This window comes from Micromonospora sp. CB01531 (genome assembly GCF_001905095.1).
Lineage (GTDB): Bacteria > Actinomycetota > Actinomycetes > Mycobacteriales > Micromonosporaceae > Micromonospora.
Map to the genome: position 1 here is coordinate 107,345 of NZ_LWLS01000060.1, position 16,205 is coordinate 123,549.

18 protein-coding genes and 1 pseudogene are annotated in these 16,205 nt (G+C 73.8%); 11 read left to right on the forward strand and 8 right to left on the reverse strand.

Annotation, left to right across the window (positions count from 1 at the left end):
* Positions 1-63 precede the first annotated feature (63 nt).
* On the forward strand, positions 64-510 hold the full coding sequence (locus A6A27_RS11620; RefSeq protein WP_143193978.1) for a PH domain-containing protein: 447 nt from the start codon (positions 64-66) through the stop codon (positions 508-510).
* On the opposite strand, the pseudogene A6A27_RS11625 reads toward A6A27_RS11620, so the two are convergent.
* A pseudogene (locus tag A6A27_RS11625) lies at positions 480-754 on the reverse strand (TetR/AcrR family transcriptional regulator); the annotation flags it as partial. The gene A6A27_RS11620 and the pseudogene A6A27_RS11625 sit on opposite strands and share 31 nt — an antisense overlap.
* A 100-nt stretch (positions 755-854) precedes the next feature.
* Here A6A27_RS11625 and A6A27_RS11630 point away from each other — a divergent pair.
* From A6A27_RS11630 to A6A27_RS11640, 3 genes are read left to right on the forward strand one after another with little or no spacing between them, the layout of a single operon-like run.
* Positions 855-2,348, forward strand: coding sequence for a flavin-containing monooxygenase (locus A6A27_RS11630; RefSeq protein WP_073834584.1), 1,494 nt, complete (start codon positions 855-857; stop codon positions 2,346-2,348).
* Positions 2,349-2,362: 14 nt separating this feature from the next.
* Positions 2,363-3,256 (forward strand): SDR family NAD(P)-dependent oxidoreductase, encoded by an 894-nt coding sequence (locus tag A6A27_RS11635; RefSeq protein WP_073834585.1) that lies wholly within the window; start codon positions 2,363-2,365, stop codon positions 3,254-3,256.
* Entirely contained in the window at positions 3,253-4,107 is an 855-nt protein-coding gene (locus tag A6A27_RS11640; RefSeq protein ID WP_073834586.1) for an alpha/beta fold hydrolase, read from the forward strand. The genes A6A27_RS11635 and A6A27_RS11640 overlap by 4 nt, the downstream gene beginning before the upstream one ends.
* Before the next feature lie 13 nt (positions 4,108-4,120).
* Here the strand turns inward: A6A27_RS11640 and A6A27_RS11645 are convergent, their stop codons facing one another.
* On the reverse strand, positions 4,121-4,918 hold the full coding sequence (locus tag A6A27_RS11645; protein WP_073834587.1) for an inositol monophosphatase family protein: 798 nt from the start codon (positions 4,916-4,918) through the stop codon (positions 4,121-4,123).
* 65 nt (positions 4,919-4,983) lie between these two features.
* Here A6A27_RS11645 and A6A27_RS11650 point away from each other — a divergent pair, with 65 nt between their 5' ends.
* From A6A27_RS11650 to A6A27_RS11660, 3 genes are all read left to right on the forward strand, one after another.
* On the forward strand, positions 4,984-6,090 hold the full coding sequence (locus A6A27_RS11650; RefSeq protein ID WP_073834588.1) for a CapA family protein: 1,107 nt from the start codon (positions 4,984-4,986) through the stop codon (positions 6,088-6,090).
* A 70-nt stretch (positions 6,091-6,160) separates the two neighbouring features.
* Positions 6,161-6,823 carry a GntR family transcriptional regulator gene (locus tag A6A27_RS11655; RefSeq protein WP_073834589.1) on the forward strand — a complete coding sequence of 221 codons (663 nt, stop codon included), beginning with the start codon at positions 6,161-6,163 and terminating at the stop codon, positions 6,821-6,823.
* On the forward strand, positions 6,820-8,127 hold the full coding sequence (locus A6A27_RS11660; protein ID WP_073834590.1) for an MFS transporter: 1,308 nt from the start codon (positions 6,820-6,822) through the stop codon (positions 8,125-8,127). Before A6A27_RS11655 ends, A6A27_RS11660 begins: the two co-directional genes overlap by 4 nt.
* 59 nt (positions 8,128-8,186) lie before the next feature.
* Here A6A27_RS11660 and A6A27_RS11665 read toward each other — a convergent pair whose 3' ends face one another.
* Complete coding sequence (locus tag A6A27_RS11665) at positions 8,187-8,606, reverse strand: hypothetical protein (RefSeq protein WP_073834626.1); 420 nt, start codon at positions 8,604-8,606, stop codon at positions 8,187-8,189.
* Between the two features lie 152 nt (positions 8,607-8,758).
* Here A6A27_RS11665 and A6A27_RS11670 point away from each other — a divergent pair, with 152 nt between their 5' ends.
* On the forward strand, positions 8,759-9,847 hold the full coding sequence (locus A6A27_RS11670; RefSeq protein WP_073834591.1) for an S-(hydroxymethyl)mycothiol dehydrogenase: 1,089 nt from the start codon (positions 8,759-8,761) through the stop codon (positions 9,845-9,847).
* Positions 9,844-10,473: an MBL fold metallo-hydrolase gene (locus A6A27_RS11675; protein ID WP_073834592.1), complete on the forward strand. Its 630-nt coding sequence runs from the start codon at positions 9,844-9,846 to the stop codon at positions 10,471-10,473. Before A6A27_RS11670 ends, A6A27_RS11675 begins: the two co-directional genes overlap by 4 nt.
* A 45-nt stretch (positions 10,474-10,518) precedes the next feature.
* On the opposite strand, the gene tsaA is transcribed toward A6A27_RS11675, so the two are convergent.
* The 5 genes from tsaA to A6A27_RS11700 form a co-directional block, all read right to left on the reverse strand.
* Positions 10,519-10,950: a tRNA (N6-threonylcarbamoyladenosine(37)-N6)-methyltransferase TrmO gene (tsaA, locus tag A6A27_RS11680; protein ID WP_073834593.1), complete on the reverse strand. Its 432-nt coding sequence runs from the start codon at positions 10,948-10,950 to the stop codon at positions 10,519-10,521.
* A 55-nt stretch (positions 10,951-11,005) separates the two neighbouring features.
* Positions 11,006-11,464 (reverse strand): chorismate mutase, encoded by a 459-nt coding sequence (gene aroH / locus A6A27_RS11685; RefSeq protein WP_073834594.1) that lies wholly within the window; start codon positions 11,462-11,464, stop codon positions 11,006-11,008.
* A gap of 77 nt (positions 11,465-11,541) precedes the next feature.
* Positions 11,542-12,345 (reverse strand): TIGR03084 family metal-binding protein, encoded by an 804-nt coding sequence (locus tag A6A27_RS11690; RefSeq protein ID WP_073834595.1) that lies wholly within the window; start codon positions 12,343-12,345, stop codon positions 11,542-11,544.
* A 30-nt stretch (positions 12,346-12,375) separates the two neighbouring features.
* Positions 12,376-12,948 (reverse strand): copper resistance CopC family protein, encoded by a 573-nt coding sequence (locus tag A6A27_RS11695; RefSeq protein ID WP_158073979.1) that lies wholly within the window; start codon positions 12,946-12,948, stop codon positions 12,376-12,378.
* 40 nt (positions 12,949-12,988) lie between these two features.
* Positions 12,989-13,585 (reverse strand): hypothetical protein, encoded by a 597-nt coding sequence (locus A6A27_RS11700; protein ID WP_073834597.1) that lies wholly within the window; start codon positions 13,583-13,585, stop codon positions 12,989-12,991.
* Between the two features lie 398 nt (positions 13,586-13,983).
* On the opposite strand from A6A27_RS11700, the gene A6A27_RS11705 reads away from it, so the two are divergent.
* Positions 13,984-14,553, forward strand: a complete 570-nt coding sequence (locus A6A27_RS11705; protein ID WP_443189968.1) for a DUF5987 family protein — start codon at positions 13,984-13,986, stop codon at positions 14,551-14,553.
* Entirely contained in the window at positions 14,550-16,205 is a 1,656-nt protein-coding gene (locus tag A6A27_RS11710; RefSeq protein ID WP_073834598.1) for an FAD-dependent oxidoreductase, read from the forward strand. Before A6A27_RS11705 ends, A6A27_RS11710 begins: the two co-directional genes overlap by 4 nt.

Here is a 16,205-nt window from a genome sequence, read left to right on the forward strand (position 1 = left end):
CGGGTCGATCCCTTGGGGCTGCGGCAGAGGGTCTTCGGGCTTTTCGTTCTCTGTGGCGCGTCGATGGCATCGGTGGTGGCGACGAGCATCCTCCGCGTGGTGGCCCACGGCACCGACCTGAGGACGGCAGCGGGAATGCTCGGTGCGGTCGCCTTTCTGGCGGTCTGGCTGACCTTCGCGGTCCGGCTCTACCTGGTCGGCATCTACCGCAACGAGCGTGGCCTGTTGCTCCGGTACGTGCATCGATCTCGACTGCTGCCCTGGTCGCAGGTGACGGGGTTCGACGTCCGGACGGCGCGGTTCCTCGGATCGGCGACCGTCCGGAACGCTGCCTGGGTGCTCACTAGGGACGGTGCGTGGGAGACGCCGGTGCAGCAGCGTTCGAGGCTGGTGGGCTGGCGGAAGAACACCGGGCCGGTGCTGTCCGCCGCGGACTTCGACCTGATGATGGCGCGGCTGCGCGAGGCGCACGCCGCCGTTCAGGCCGGCGGGGGAGTCGTGGTGCGGTAGATCCCGGTCAGCCAGACGTCGAGCAGCACGTCGACCACGTCCCGCTCGGCCACGGCCGGCCCGTCGCCGGCGATGGTGGCGTACCAGACCCGCTCGTTCATGGAGTTGAGCGCGATGGCGAGGTCCCGGGCGGGCAGTCCGTCCGGGGCCGCGCCGCGCCGACGCTCGCTATGGCCGCCTCGACCGGGCGTACCCAACGCTCCAGGACCTCGGTCCAGAGCCGGCGCACCTCGGCGTTGGTGCCGGGACCTGGGCGCCACCCCGGCTCGTAAACCCCTCACAGTCTTCGATCGGCCGTTGGTGGGTAGTGTCCGGATCACTGCCGCCCCCGAACCGGAGACACCATGGCTTCCGACCACGTCGACGTCCTCATCGTCGGTGCCGGGCTCTCCGGCGTCGGCGCCGCCGTCCACCTGTGGCGCAACTGCCCGGGGAAGACCTACGCGGTCCTCGAGGCCCGCGGCGCCATCGGCGGCACCTGGGACCTGTTCCGCTACCCCGGCATCCGGTCCGACTCCGACATGTACACCCTCGGCTACTCGTTCAAGCCGTGGACGAAACCGAAGGCGATCGCCGACGGCGACGCCATCCGGGAGTACGTCCGCGAGACCGCCCGGGAGTACGGCGTGCAGGAGCACATCCGCTTCCACCACCGGGTGGTGCGCGCCGAGTGGGACAGCGGCACCGCCCGCTGGACGGTGCACGCCCACCGTGACGACACCGGCGAGGACGTCGTCCTCAGCTGCGCGTTCCTGTTCACCTGCGCCGGCTACTACCGCTACGACGAGGGCTACACCCCCGAGTTCCCCGGGATCGAGCGGTACGCCGGCCGGCTGGTGCACCCGCAGCACTGGCCCGAGGACCTCGACCACACCGGCAAGCGGGTGGTGGTGATCGGCAGCGGCGCCACCGCGGTCACCCTGGTCCCGGCCATGGCGGAGCGGGCCGGCCACGTCACCATGCTCCAGCGCTCACCCACGTACGTCATCGCGCTGCCGTCGCGCGACCCGCTCGCCGACGCGCTGCGGCGCCGCCTCCCGGCAAAGGTCGCGTACGCCGTGGTGCGCTGGAAGAACGTGCTGCTCGGGGTGGTCAACTTCCAGCTCAGCCGGCGCGCCCCCAACCTGGTCAAGAGGTTCCTGCGCCGGGCCGCCCAGGGGCGGCTGCCGGTCGGGTACGACATGGACCGGCACTTCGCGCCCCGCTACAACCCCTGGGACCAGCGGCTCTGCGTGGTGCCCGACGGGAACCTCTTCGTCGCGGTCAGCGACGGGCGGGCCGCGGTGGTCACCGACACCATCGAGACCTTCACCGAGCACGGCATCCGGCTGGCCTCCGGCGCGGAACTGCCCGCCGACATCGTGGTCACCGCCACCGGCCTCAACCTGCTCGCCCTGGGCGGCATGACCCTCGCCGTGGACGGCGCCGAGGTCGACCTGGCGCAGACCGTCGCCTACAAGGGCATGATGCTCTCCGGCGTGCCGAATTTCGCCCTGACGATCGGCTACACCAACGCCTCCTGGACCCTCAAGGCGGACCTGGTCGCCACGTACGTCTGCCGGCTGCTGCGCCACCTGGACGGCACCAGCCAGCAGGTCGTCACCCCGGTCGCCCCCGCCTCCGGCGAGCTGGTGCCGCTCATCGACCTGAAGTCCGGGTACGTGCTGCGCGCCGTCGACCGGCTGCCCAAGCAGGGCCCGACGGCGCCGTGGCGGCTGCACCAGAACTATCCCCGGGACGTGCTGCTGATGCGGCACGGCCGGCTCACCGACGAGGGGGTCCGCTTCTCCCGTGCCGGTGCGCCCGCCCCCGCCGAACCGGCCGCGCCCGTCACCTGACCGAGAGGAACACGATGCGTGACTTCGTCTTTCCCGGCGGCACCGCGGTGGTCACCGGCGCGGCCAGCGGCATCGGCGAGGCCCTGGCGCACGCGCTGGCCCGGCGCGGCGCCGATCTGGTCCTGCTCGACCGGGACGCCGAGCGGCTCGACGCCGTGGTCGCCGCGATCCGCGCCGCCCACCCCGACCGGCGGATCGACACCCACCTCGTCGACCTCGCCGACGCCGACGCCACCGACCGGGTGGCTGCCGAGCTCCGCCGGCGGTATCCCCGGATCCGGCTGCTGGTCAACAATGCGGGAGTCGCGCTGGGCGGTCGGTTCGACCAGGTCACCCTGGCGGAGTTCCTCTGGGTGATCGAGGTCAACTTCCGGGCCGTGGTCCGGCTGACCCACGCGCTGCTGCCCGCGCTCAAGGCGGAGCCGGGCGCCCACCTGGTGAACGTCTCCAGCCTGTTCGGGCTGATCGCGCCGGCCGGGCAGGCGGCGTACTCGGCCAGCAAGTTCGCCGTTCGCGGCTTCACCGAGGCGCTGCGGCACGAGCTGGTCGAGGACGGGGTGGGCGTCACCTCCGTGCACCCGGGCGGCATCCGCACCCGGATCGCGGCCAGCGCCCGGGTGGGCACTGGCGTCTCCCGCGAGGAGTACGAGGCCGGCCGGAAGGAGTTCGAGAAGCTGCTCTCCATCGACCCGGCGAAGGCCGCCGAGGTGATCCTGCGCGGCGTCGAGCGCCGCCGGGGCCGGGTGCTGATCGGCTGGTCGGCGAAGCTGCCCGACCTGCTGGCCCGGCTCGCCCCCGCCTCGTACGGGAAGGTCCTGGCGCTGGGGATGAACCGACGCGCCGCCCGAGTGCCGGCGCCGCGGCCCGCCCCCGAGCCGGTCACGTCGGAGACGGAGGGCTCGTCGTGACCGTCGCCCTACCGCCCGCCGACAGCGTGACCGTGGCCGGCCGCCCGGTCCGCTGCCGCATCGCCGGTGCCGGCCCGCCCGTGGTGCTGCTGCACGGCATCGGGCGCACCCTCGAGGACTTCACCGCCCAGCACGAACTGCTGGCGCGCGACCACCGGGCGATCAGCGTCGACCTGGCCGGCCACGGTGGCAGCGCGCCGCTGGACGCGCCGCACACCCTGCCCGCCCTCGCCCGGGCGGTCGCCGAGTTCCTGGACGCCGCCGGGGTCACCGGTCCGGCGCACCTGGTCGGCAACTCCCTCGGCGGGGCGGTGGCCATGCGGCTCGCCGCCGACCAGCCGGCCCGAGCGGCGAGCCTGGTGCTGGTCAACAGCGCCGGCTTTGGCCCGGAGGTCACCGTCGCGCTGCGGCTGCTCGCCCTGCGCCCGCTGGCCCGGCTAATGCTGCGCCCGCACCCGGCGATCGCCCGGCGCACCGAGCGGGCCATCTTCCACGACCCGGCGTACGCCACCGAGGAGCGGATCGCGCTCGCGCTGGCGGTGGCCCGCCAGCCGCACGCCGCGCAGGTGATGCTGGAACTGGTCCGCAACCTCGGCACCTGGCGGGGCGTACGGCCACAGTGGCGCGACGAGTTGCTTGCCGCGGTGGCCGCGCTGGACCTGCCCGTGCTGGTGATCTGGGGCGACCGTGACCTGATCCTGCCCGCCCACCACCTGGCGGCGGCCCGGGCCCGACTGCCGAGGGCGCGGACCCACCTGTTCCCCGACACCGGGCACATGCCGCAGATCGAGCAGGCGCAGGCGTTCCACGCCCTGGTCAGCGACTTCTGGTCGCGCCCCGCCGCCAGCTGACGCGTACGGTGCCTCAGCCCGGGAAGTGCTCCTCGATGAGGGCCAGCAGGGTGCGGTGGGTGTCCTGGTCCGCCGCCACCAGCAGCCCGCCCGCGCCGGTGTGCAGCGGCTGTCCCCGCAGGCCGGTGACCACGCAGCCGGCGGCCCGGCACAGGGCGATTCCGCTGGCGAAGTGCACGCTGTCCGCCAGGTGGCCGTCGGTCACGTACGCCGCCCGCCGGCCGGCGGCCACCCAGGCCACCGCCAGGGTCGTGGAGACCACCCGCGGCCGGAACCGCGCCCCGAACTCCGGGTGCGCGAGCAGCCGGGCGGCCTGGAACGCGGGACCGTTCGGAAACGGCGGGTCGAGGTTGACGTCCACCAGCCGGGACTCGGTCGACGGGGTGAGCGGCTCGTCCACCCCGTCCCGGCGTACCTGGGCGGGGCCGCCGTCGGTCCAGAACAGCTCCCCGGCGAACGGGTCGGCCGAGGCGGCCACCGCGATGCCCGTGCCGGTCCGCAGCGCCACGTTCACCGCGACCAGCGGCATCCGCGCCGCGTAGTTCAGGGTGCCGCAGAGCGGATCGACCAGCCAGGTACGGTCGGCGCGCTCGGCCCCGGTGCGTCCGCTCTCCTCGCCGATCACCGTGTCGTCGGGCCGGACGGCCCGCAGCACGTCGAGGATGGCCTGCTCCGCCTCCAGGTCGGCGGCGGTGGCGAAGTCACCCCCGGTCTTCTCCACCCGCGCCAGCTCGGCCCCGTACCGGGACCGCACGGCGGCGGCCCCCGCCTCCGCGGCGGCGATCGCCACGTCCCGATCCATGATCATCATGGCTGGAGCATAGAACGGGTGCGTCCGGCAGGTGCGGGAGCGCCCGGGGTGGGAAGACAACCCTCATGCCCGAGGTGACCCTCTTCCTCGCCGGGGACGTGATGACCGGCCGGGGGGTGGACCAGATCCTGCCCCACCCGGGGCCGCCCGCGCTGCGCGAGCCGGCCGTCACCGACGCCCGCCGCTACGTCGAGCTGGCCGAGTCCGTCACCGGCCCGGTGCCGCGCCCGGCCCCGCCCGACTGGCCGTGGGGCGAGGCGCTGGAACTGCTGAACGCGGCGCGCCCGGACGCCCGGATCATCAACCTGGAGACGTCGGTGACCGGCCGCGGCGAGTACGCCCCCGGCAAGGGCATCCACTACCGGATGCACCCGGCGAACCTGGCCTGCCTCACCGCCGCCCGGCTCGACGTCTGCGCGCTGGCCAACAACCACGTCCTCGACTTCGGCCCCACCGGGCTCACCGACACCCTCGAGGCCCTGCACACGGCGGGCATCCGGACCGCAGGCGCCGGTCGGGACGCCGACGAGGCGTGGCGGCCCGCCGTGGTACGGCTCACCGGGGGCCACCGGCTGCTGGTCTGGTCGGTGGGCACCCCGTCCAGCGGCGTGTACCCCCAGTGGGCGGCGGCCGACGGGCGGCCCGGGGTGGCGTACCTGCCGGACGCCTCGGCGAGGTCGGCCGATGCGCTCACCGAGCGGATCGCCCGGGAGGCCCGGCCCGGGGACCTGCTCCTGGTCTCGGTGCACTGGGGGTCGAACTGGGGCCACGAGGTGCCGGACGAGCACGTCCGCTTCGCGCACACGCTGGTCGACGCCGGAGTGCACGTGGTCCAGGGCCACTCGTCGCACCACCCCCGCCCGATCGAGCGGTACCGGGGGCGGCTCGTCCTGTACGGCTGCGGCGATCTGATCGACGACTACGAGGGGATCGGCGGGCAGGAGTCGTACCGGCCCGAGCTGCGCCTGCTGCACCTGCCTACGCTCGACGCGGAGACCGGGGAGTTGCGCCGACTGCGGCTGGTGCCGGTGCGGATGCGGCGGATGCGGCTGCAGCGGGCCGCCCCGGAGGAGGCCCGCTGGCTGGCGGACCTGCTCGACGGGCTCGGTGCCCCGTACCGGACCCGGTTCAAACTCGGCGACGACGGCCTGATCACCCTGCGCCCCGACTGAGCGCGTGGGACGGGTCACCTTTACGGGGGCGGCAGGGGACTGCCACACGCTCGGCACGCACCATAGATACATGACGCATCCCACCGCCTCGGCGCGTACCGCCGGGCCCTCGGCCGCGGAGCGGGCGTACCGGCACCTCAAGCGGGCCATCCTGGAACAGGTCTATCCGGGCGGGCAGCTGATCAGCGAGGGCGAGATCGCCGAGGCGGCCGGGGTCTCCCGTACCCCCGTCCGGGAGGCGCTGCTGCGCCTGGAGGCCGAGGGCCTGGTCGCCCTCTACCCGAAGCGCGGCGCGCTGATCCGGCCGGTCTCCACCCGGGAGATCACCGACGTGATCGAGGCCCGACGCCTGGTCGAGCTGCACGCCGCCGAGCGGGTCTGGCCCCGCCGCGCCGAGATCAGGGCCGACCTGGCCCGCTGGCTCGACGAGATGCGGCGGGCGCACGCCGCCGGCGACGTCACCGCCCTGATGACCGCCGACCGGGCCTTCCACGCCACCGTGGTGGAGGCGGCCGGCAACGAGATCCTCGCCGAGCTGTACCAGCGGCTGCGCGATCGGCAGCTCCGGATGGGCGAGGCCAGCTTCCGCCTCTCGCCCGGCTGGGCCGAGGTGGTGCTCGCCGAGCACGCCGGCCAGCTCGCCGCGCTCGACGGCGACGACATGCAGGCCTGGCTCGACGCCGTCGGCGCGCACGTCGACAACGCCGCGACCGTGCTGCGGACACTGCGGTGAGCGCCGCCGCCCCTACGGTCGCCCCACGCCGCTCCGCCGCCCTGGTCTACGCGGTCGCCGTCACCGCGTACGTGACCGCCGTCTTCCACCGCAGCTCGCTCGGCGTCACCGGGGTGGACGCGGCGGACCGCTTCCACATCAACGCCGCCGCCCTGGCGACCTTCTCCGTCGCCCAGCTCGCCGTGTACGCGGCCATGCAGGTCCCGGTCGGGGTGCTCCTCGACCGGTTCGGCTCCCGCCGGCTGCTGCTGGCCGGCGGCGCGCTGATGGCCGCCGGCCAGCTCTGCTTCGCCCTCGCCACCGACGTCCGGCTCGCCGTCGCCGCTCGGGTGCTGGTCGGGCTCGGCGACGCGATGACCTTCATCAGCGTGCTGCGGATCGTGGCGTTCTGGTTCCCCGGGCGGCGCAACCCGCTGCTGGTGCAGCTCACCGGCACCGTCGGGCAGCTCGGCGCGGTGCTCGGCGCCGTACCGCTGGTGGCGCTGCTGCACCACGTCGGCTGGACGCCCGCGTTCCTCACCTCGGCGGCGCTCGGCGCGACCGTGCTGCTGCTGGTCCTCGTCGCGGTCCGGGACACCCCGCACGCCGCGCATCCCGCCGCCGTCGCCACCGACCTGGCCACCGTACGTAGGCAGCTCGTCGACTCCTGGGCCCAGCCGGGCACCCGCCTCGGCCTGTGGGCCCACTTCGTCACCCAGTTCTCCGGCTCGGTCTTCGCGCTGCTCTGGGGCTACCCGTTCCTGGTCCAGGGCCAGGGCTTCGCGCCCACCGCGGCGGCGTCCCTGCTCACCCTGATGACCGTGGTGACCCTGATCTGCGGGCCGGTGATCGCGCACCTGTGCGCCCGGCACCCGTTCCACCGGTCGGTGGTGGTCTTCGCCATCACCGCGGCCACCGCCGCCGTGTGGGCGGTCGTGCTGGCCTGGCCGGGACGCGCGCCGCACTGGCTGCTGGTGGCCCTTGTCGTCGTGCTGGCGGTGAACGGTCCCGGCTCGATGATCGGCTTCGACTACGCGCGCACCTTCAACCCGGTACACCGGATCGGCAGCGCCACCGGGATCGTCAACGTCGGCGGGTTCGTCGCCTCGATCCTGCTGATCCTGGCCGTCGGCGTGGTGCTGGACCTGGCCACCCCAGCCGGCCGCGACACCCCGCCGCTAGACGCGTTCCGTTGGGCGTTCGCGGTGCAGTACGTGCTGTGGGGCCTCGGTGCGGTGCAGGTGCTGCGCTACCGCAACGCCACCCGCCGCCGGCAGGCGGCTGAGCGCACCGCCGCCCCAGTGCCCGCGCCGGCCGGCGCCTGACCAGATACGCCGGCGGCGCGGCTTCCGCCCCGCGAGTACCGTCGAGCGCGCGGACTGGCTCAGATGTGCTTGCGGCGGTGGGTCAGCGCGTCCAGCACCAGGGTCAGCCCCGCGCCGACCAGCCAGACGTCCTTGGCCAGGCCGATCCCCGCCTGGGTCGGTCGCAGGCTGTTCTGCTCCCGCATGCCCGGCGTCTTCAGGTAGAGCTGCACCAGGCCGGCGCCGAACGCGGTCAGCCCCGCACCCGCCAGCAACGACGGCACGAACGGGACGAGCAGCGCGGCGCCCAGGGCCAGCTCGGCCCGGGACAGCAGCTTGGCGAACTGGTCCGGCGCGAACTGCTGCAGCTGCGGGATCGCGCCGACCGCCATGCCGTGCATGCCCGCGGCGGCCTCGCCCTCCAGGCTCCGCTTGCTGAGCCCGGAATTCAGGATGAACGCGCCGATGGCGACCCGCAGCGGCGCATGCGTCAGCTTCATGATCACTCCCGTCAGTGCCGGAGAAGCCCGGGCCCCCGCGTACCCCGCGATGCGCGGGATAACCCGCCCCACACCGGTGGGCCGGTTCCTTGGTGATCGGGCGGTAGGTTCGCTCCAGGGACGTGATCGCATACCGACCGCAGGAGGGGCCCGTGAGCCAGGAAGTCCGGGGAGTCGTGTCGCGGCGCAAGGGCGCGCCGGTGGAGGTCACCACGATCGTGGTGCCCGACCCGGGGCCGGGCGAGGCGGTGGTCCGCGTCCAGTCGTGCGGGGTGTGCCACACCGACCTGCACTACCGCGAGGGCGGCATCACCGACGAATACCCGTTCCTGCTCGGGCACGAGGCCGCCGGTGTGGTCGAGCAGGTGGGGGCGGGGGTCACCGGGGTGGCCCCCGGCGACTTGGTGGTGCTCAACTGGCGGGCGGTCTGCGGGGTGTGCCGGGCCTGCCGCCGGGGCCGCCCCTGGTACTGCTTCAACACCCACAACGCCGCCCAGAAGATGACTCTCACCGACGGCACCGAGCTCACTCCCGCCCTCGGCATCGGCGCGTTCGCCGAGAAGACCCTGGTCCACGCCGGGCAGTGCACCAAGGTCGACCCGGCCGCCCGACCCGCCGCCGTCGGCCTGCTCGGCTGCGGCGTGATGGCCGGCCTCGGCGCGGCGATGAACACCGGCCAGGTGACCCGCGGCGACTCGGTCGCGGTGATCGGCTGCGGCGGCGTCGGCGACGCGGCGGTCGCCGGGGCGGCCCTGGCCGGGGCGACCACGATCATCGCGGTGGACACCGACTCCCGCAAGCTCGACTGGGCCCGCAGGTTCGGCGCCACCCACACGGTCAACGCCTCCGAGGACGACCCGGTCGAGGCGATCCGCGCCGCCACCGGCGGGTTCGGCGCCGACGTGGTCATCGACGCGGTGGGCCGCCCGGAGACCTGGAAGCAGGCCTTCTACGCCCGGGACCTGGCCGGCACGGTCGTGCTGGTGGGCGTACCCACCCCGGAGATGAAGATCGAGTTGCCGCTGCTGGACGTCTTCGGCCGCGGCGGGGCACTCAAGTCCAGCTGGTACGGCGACTGCCTGCCCAGCCGGGACTTCCCGATGCTCACCGAGCTGTACCGGCAGGGCCGCCTCGACCTGGACGCGTTCGTCACCGAGGAGATCGCCCTCGACCAGGTCGAGGAGGCGTTCACCCGGATGCACCACGGCGACGTGCTCCGCTCGGTGGTGGTCTTTCCGTGACCGCCCGTATCGACCACACCGTCACCTCCGGCACCTTCTCCCTCGACGGGCAGACCTTCGACGTCGACAACAACGTCTGGGTGATCGGCGATGACGCCGAGTGCGTCGTCATCGACGCCCCGCACGACGTGGCCGCCATCCGCAAGGTCGTCGGCGACCGCCGGGTGGTCGCCATCCTGGCCACCCACGCCCACGACGACCATGTCCGGGTCGCGCCCGAGCTGGCCCGGGTCACCGGCGCTCCGGTGCTGCTGCACCCCGCCGACCGGGTGCTCTGGGACCAGGTCCATCCGGACACGCCACCCGACGGGGAGCTGACCGACGGCCAGACGGTGGCGGTCGGCGGCAGCACGCTGCGGGTGCTGCACACCCCCGGGCACAGCCCGGGCGCGTGCAGCCTGCACGCCCCCGACCTCGGCGCCGTCTTCGCCGGCGACACCCTCTTCGCGGGCGGGCCCGGCGCCACCGGCCGCTCCTACAGCGACTTCGGCACCATCATCGATTCGATCCGAACCCGGCTGCTCACGCTGCCGCCGGAGACCGTGGTCCACACCGGACACGGCGACGACACCACCATCGGCGCCGAGGCACCGCACGTCGCCGAGTGGATCGCCCGGGGCCACTGAACCACCGCCCGGCCGGGTCGCCGACCCGGCCGGGCACCGCCGGGCTCAGCGCTCGCCGTCCAGCACCGGCTTGAGGTCGAGTACCGGGGTGCCGTCCACCGCTTCGAGGTCGGCCACCCGCACTCGCAGGCCGGCCACCTCCCGCACCCGTACCCGGTGCAGTCCGATCGGGTTCGGGCGGTGCGGCGAGCGGGTGCCGAACACCCCGGTTTCCGGCCGGGACCGATCGCCCCGTGGGTGCACCACGAGCACGTCCCGCTGCGCCCGGTCCAACCAGGTCAGCACCAGCAGGTCCGCACCGGGCCCCAGGCCGCGCAACGCCGGGGCGTACGTCTCGTCGAAGACCAGCCACGCCTCCGGCGCCCCCTCGTCGCCCTGCTTCGGCGCCAGCGCCGGATCGGTCAGCGGGGACTCGACCCGGCCGACGGGCCGCAGCGCGTACAACGCGGCCTCAGGGCCGGACGGATGAGTATGCATCCGTACAACGTCGCACAGGGCGGTCCCGATGGCCAGGCGCGCCGCCGGGTCACCGCTACCCGCCGGCGACGGGGCCGCCGGGCCGGTCCGGGTCGGAGCGGACGTCCTCGGCGGAGGACAGGTCGGGGCGCAGCCGGGCGGCGCCGTTCAGATAGACGTGCGACAGGGCCGACGCCGGCCGGGCGGTGACGACGTGAGCCAGCAACCGGACCACCCGCGACATGGCACCGGGCACGGCGATCTCGGTGGCGCACAGCAGCGGCACGTCGGTGAGCCCCAGCCGGCGGGCGGCCACCGCGGGGAAGCAGCTCACCAGGTCGGGCGTCGCGGTGAACAGGATGCTGATGACATCGACGGCGGTCAGGCCGTTGCGGCGTATCACCTCGGTGAGGAGCAACTGCGTCTGCGAGTCGACGACCTTGGGGTCGTCCCGCTCCACCTGGACCGCACCGCGCACCGCCCGGACGACGGCGGGCGGCTCGGCCCGGTGTCGGATCCGCTGTCCCGGTCGCATCTGGGCACCTCCGCTCGGGCGCGGTCGCCGTCGACGACGGCCGCGCGGTCGGTTCGCCGGCTGGTGACCGGCCCTGCCTAGGCCGTCGCGCCGGTGAACTGTCCCGGCTGCCGCCCCGCGCCGGCGGGGCCACGGTAGGCCTGGGCGATATCGAGCCAGCGGTCCGCCTCGGCGCCGATCGCGGTGAGCGCCAGGTCGCCCCGGTGGCGACGACGGGTCGCCATGAGGCAGAGGTCCACGGCCGGCCCGGTGATCCGCTCGCCGGAGTCGGCCGGACCGAACGTCCAGGACGCCCCCGAGGGCCCGGTCACCTCGAACCGCAGCTGCACGTCGGGTACGGCCAGGCCGCGGGACTGGTAGCCGAAGTCCCAGGTCCGTACCACGAACTCGACCAGATGCCGGATCCGGTCGCCGTACTGCCGGCGTACGCCGAGCGCGTCGGCGATGTCCTGACCATGGGCGAAGAGTTCCATCATGCCGGCCGCCGCGAGGACCGCCGCCGGCAGCGGGCGGACCAGCCACGGCACCAGCTGCCCGGGCGGCGTCGCGGTCAGCGCGTCGTCCACCGCCGCACGCTCGGCCCGCCAGCGCTTGAGCAGCACCTCCGGCGGCTCGGCCAGGTAGCCGGCCAGGGCGTGCTGGACGTTCGCGTTGAAGTCGGCGCTGAGCCCGGAGGTGAGCCGGGTGAAGGCGTCCGGGTCGCTGACCGCCAGCTCGGCCATCCGGAAGGTGGCCGCCAGGTGGGCGATCTGGTGGGCGATGGTCCAGCCGGGCGCCGGCGTCGGGCGCTCCCACCCGGCGGTGTCCAGGTCGGCCACCAACCTGTCCACGTCCTGGCCCTCGGCCGTCAGCTGGGCGTACACGTCGGGTTGTGCGGTCACGGCTCTTCCTCTCGATCGGTCGGGCGCTGGTCAGGGAACCGGCCGGATGCCGGGTCCGGGATGGGCGGCGGGCGGCCCGGGTGGGGCGGACGGGTCCGGTCCGGCGTGCCGTGGCCGCCGGGTCCGCAGCAGCATCGCCACCGCGCCCAGGACCACCAGGCCGTCGACCACCAACAGCACCGCGCTGACCGGGTCGACGCCGTGCTGGTGTTCCGACACCGCCGCCGCCTCCGCCGGCACCGGCGCGGCCGGGGGTGGTACGCCGGTGCCGACGCTGAAGCGCCGGCTGCCCTGCGCCTCGCCGCCGTCGGCGAACTCGACGTGGTACGCGATGGTGAAGACACCGGGCCGCTGGATCGAGACGGCCTGGACGAGCCGGCGCCCGGCGGCGGTCGGCGTGTCGGACCGGTTGACCCGCCGGCCGTCCTCGGTGACGACGGCCAGGTGTGAGCGGGCCGCGACGGGGACCCGGGAGAAGGTCAGCTCCACGTGCGCCGGCGCGGCGGACAGGGCAGCCCCGTCGGCCGGGACACTGGCAGTGGCGTCGTCCCCGCCCGACGCCGCCGCGGGCGCGGCCGGCACGGCGAGCGCGACGGTGAGCACGGCCGGAACCACTGCCCGGATCAGGTGATGGCCGGCCATCTCAGGCGGGCATCGGCGAGGACGGCATCGGCTCGCGGTACGGGCGGTGGCTCGCTGCGCACGCGCAGGACATGGCCGCGCTCTCGGCCGGGCTAGGCCTCAGGTGCAGGTACATCGCGACCACCATCGGGATGAAGACCACCGAGTTGTAGAACAGGTGCAGCTCCACCCTCGGCAGGACCAGCTGCAGGATGCTGGTCGGCACCTTCGCGCCGAAGAGATAGGCGCCGGTCTGGGCCTGGATGAACAGCAGGGCGTGCTCGATGTGGTGCCAGAATTGCAGGGCGAGTGAGATCGTCCACCAGGTGCGGGCCCGCCCCACGAAGCCCGGTCGCAGCAGGAACAGGCCCACGAGCATGAGCAGCGCGTATCCGTAGTGGAGCCACTCCGAGGTGACCAGCCAGGGGTAGAACTGGCCGAGCACACCGCGGGCCGCCGGCCGGGGTTTGCCGAGCACCCAGATCTGGTAGGCCTGCACCAGGTGCTCGGCCCAGTGCGCCACGACGATGAGCAGGTAGAGCCGGACCGCCGCCTGGTGGTACCGGCCGTTGATCCGGGCGACGAGGCCTCGGCCGCGCTCTGCCTCATGGACGCGCATGACTGTCTCCATCCGTGTGACTGGGCTGCACCAGCCACGCTAGCGGCGTCCGGACCCGCCATGCTCTTCGATGTTGCGCAGTTCGGTGGAGCGCCGACTGAGGTGTCTCACACCGCTCTGAACTGCTCGGTTCTGGTTAGCAACTGGGAAGATGCGGCGTCTGCTCGGCGATCCGGACGATAGGACCGCCCGCACCGGGCCAGCGCCACCCGGCCCGTGCGGAGCCCGACCGGGCGGCCGCTGTCGGTCCGTCCCGGCGCGCGGCGGATCGGGCCGGCGTGCCGCCGGCGCCCCTACGGGTCTCGCAGCTGGGCGGCGTCCGCGGCGGTCGCCCGCTGCCGCCGGACCCAGTGCCGGCTCCCGACCAGTGCTCCTCACCGACGACAGGAGACACGCCAGTGCAACCGAGTACCCCTGATGCCGACTTGGCAGTGACGATGACGTTGGAGGCGTTCGCCGACACGATCCTTCCCGGCGAGAAGCGGTCGCCCGACGATCGCAGCGTCGCCGGGGTCTCCGCCGGCGGCGGCGCGGTCGCGTCGGGCGCGGTGGACGTGCTGCGCACTCCGGAAGGCGGGATGGCCCCCGCCCTGGACGGCCTGGCCGAAGCGCTCAACGGCCACGCCCGCCGGTACGCCCAGGAGCACCGGCTCACGCCCGACGCGGACGTACCGCCGTTCGTGGCGCTCGCCTACCCGGACCGGGTGGCGTTGGTGCAGGAGCTTACCGCCGTGGACCACCCCGAGCGGGAGGCCTGGGTGAGCCTGGCCATGTTCAGCACGATCGCCTTCGACGCCGCCGCGCACCTGCACACCACCGACGCGCTCGCCGCCGGCCACCCCGGTCTGGCCACCCTCGGCTACTACCCACCCGACCGGGACGGGATCTGGCGGTTCCCGGAGTACTCCTACGGCCGGGTGCTCGCCCGTCCACACCCCGACACGACCCCCTCAGGGAGCCCGGCATGACGGTTACCGAGAAGACCGACGTCCTCGTGATCGGCAGCGGCTTCGGCGGCGCGATCACCGCCTACCACCTGGCAGCCGGCGGCGCCCGGGTGGTCGTGCTGGAACGCGGCCCGTGGCTGCAGGGCGAGGAGTTCGACCAGGACTTCAAGTTCGGATCGTCCTCGACCCGGGTGTTCGACTTCGTCATCGGCGACGGGATGAGCGTGCTCAGCGGCAACTGCGTCGGCGGTGGCAGCGTCGTCTACTTCGCCGCCATGCCCCGCGCGCCCCGCTTCGTCTTCGACCGGCAGGGCAGCATCGGCCGTCGCATGTGGCCCGCCGCCATCTCCCGGGACACCCTGGACCCCTGGTACGACCGGGTCGCCGAGGCGTTGCCGGTCAGCCAGCAGACCTGGACCGACGTGCCGTACTCCGGCGGGCTGTTCGGCGCGGCCTGCGCCCACGCCGGTCGGACCGCCAACCCGGTCCCGGTCGCCATCGACCGGGAGCGCTGCACCAATTGCAACTGGATGATGTCCGGGTGCCGCTTCGACGCGAAGCGGTCCCTGCTGCTGAACTACCTCCCGGCCGCCCTGGCCCACGGCGCGCAGATCCGGCCGATGCACGAGGTGCAGTACCTGGCCCGCACCGACGACGGCGGCTACCGGGTGCACTACCGCGTCCTGGACGAGGTCGACTACCGGGCCGAGGTCGGCGCCGGGGCGATCGACGCCCGGATCGTCGTGCTCGCCGCCGGAGCGGGCGCCACCCCGGTGATCCTGCAACGTTCCGAGCCGCACCTCGGGCCGATGCCGTCGGCCGTCGGCCGGTACTTCTCCGGCAACGGGGAACGGCTCAACACCGCGGTCTTCGACGAGGACCGGGTGCGCGACGTGCTCGGCCTGTCCCGAGCCGACGGTGTGCCGTACGAGGGCTACCAGATCGGCAAGGGGCCGTGCGTGGCCAGCTGGGACCGGTTGGACGGATCACTGCCCGAGTACACCCGCTTCTCGCTGGAGCAGCTGTACTTCCCGCCCGGCTTCGGCACCATCCTCGCCCAGGTGCCGGACGCCGTTGGCCCCACCTGGTTCGGCGTGGAGAAGAAGGAACTGCTCCGCCGGTGGCGGTCCTGGCTGACCATCTTCACGATGAGCGAGGACGACAACGAGGGGGTGTTCGGGCCGCCCCCGGAGTCCGGCAACTCGCAGCGGCTGTCCCAGCAGATGCTCGGCCGGGGGGCGCTGCGCTACCGGCCGACGTCCAACACGCTGCGCGGCTGGGCCGAGTCGGACGCGGCGGTGCGGGACATCCTCGAACGCGACGGGCTATCCCGGGTGATGCCGTGGACCAACGAGGTGGTGGGCGCCTACACCGTGCACCCGCTGGCGTCCTGCCGAATCGGGGACGACCCGGCCAGCTCCGCCCTGGACGACCGGCACGAGCTGCGCGACCACCCCGGCATCTTCGTGACCGACGGATCCGCCGTGCCGGGCGCCCTCACCGTCAATCCGGCCATGACCATCGCGGCGCTCGCCGAACGCGCGGTGCCGGCCATCGTGCGGGCCGCCCAGGAGCGGGGTGTGCAGGTCCGCTACGGCGCTCCGTCGCCGGACGGCGGCACCGCGGGTCGGCGCGGGGTCCTGCCCCTGGTGGCCGGCCGCGCCGCGAACTGA

What these genes read in the sequence shown, in the direction of transcription:
- A6A27_RS11620 (WP_143193978.1), top strand. Translation starts at nt 64, where the DNA reads ATGGCATCGGTGGTGGCGACGAGCATCCTCCGCGTGGTGGCCCACGGC.
- A6A27_RS11630 (WP_073834584.1), top strand. Translation starts at nt 855, where the DNA reads ATGGCTTCCGACCACGTCGACGTCCTCATCGTCGGTGCCGGGCTCTCC.
- A6A27_RS11635 (WP_073834585.1), top strand. Translation starts at nt 2,363, where the DNA reads ATGCGTGACTTCGTCTTTCCCGGCGGCACCGCGGTGGTCACCGGCGCG.
- A6A27_RS11645 (WP_073834587.1), bottom strand. Translation starts at nt 4,918, where the DNA reads ATGATGATCATGGATCGGGACGTGGCGATCGCCGCCGCGGAGGCGGGG.
- A6A27_RS11650 (WP_073834588.1), top strand. Translation starts at nt 4,984, where the DNA reads ATGCCCGAGGTGACCCTCTTCCTCGCCGGGGACGTGATGACCGGCCGG.
- A6A27_RS11655 (WP_073834589.1), top strand. Translation starts at nt 6,161, where the DNA reads ATGACGCATCCCACCGCCTCGGCGCGTACCGCCGGGCCCTCGGCCGCG.
- A6A27_RS11665 (WP_073834626.1), bottom strand. Translation starts at nt 8,606, where the DNA reads ATGAAGCTGACGCATGCGCCGCTGCGGGTCGCCATCGGCGCGTTCATC.
- tsaA (WP_073834593.1), bottom strand. Translation starts at nt 10,950, where the DNA reads ATGCATACTCATCCGTCCGGCCCTGAGGCCGCGTTGTACGCGCTGCGG.
- aroH (WP_073834594.1), bottom strand. Translation starts at nt 11,464, where the DNA reads ATGCGACCGGGACAGCGGATCCGACACCGGGCCGAGCCGCCCGCCGTC.
- A6A27_RS11700 (WP_073834597.1), bottom strand. Translation starts at nt 13,585, where the DNA reads ATGCGCGTCCATGAGGCAGAGCGCGGCCGAGGCCTCGTCGCCCGGATC.
- A6A27_RS11710 (WP_073834598.1), top strand. Translation starts at nt 14,550, where the DNA reads ATGACGGTTACCGAGAAGACCGACGTCCTCGTGATCGGCAGCGGCTTC.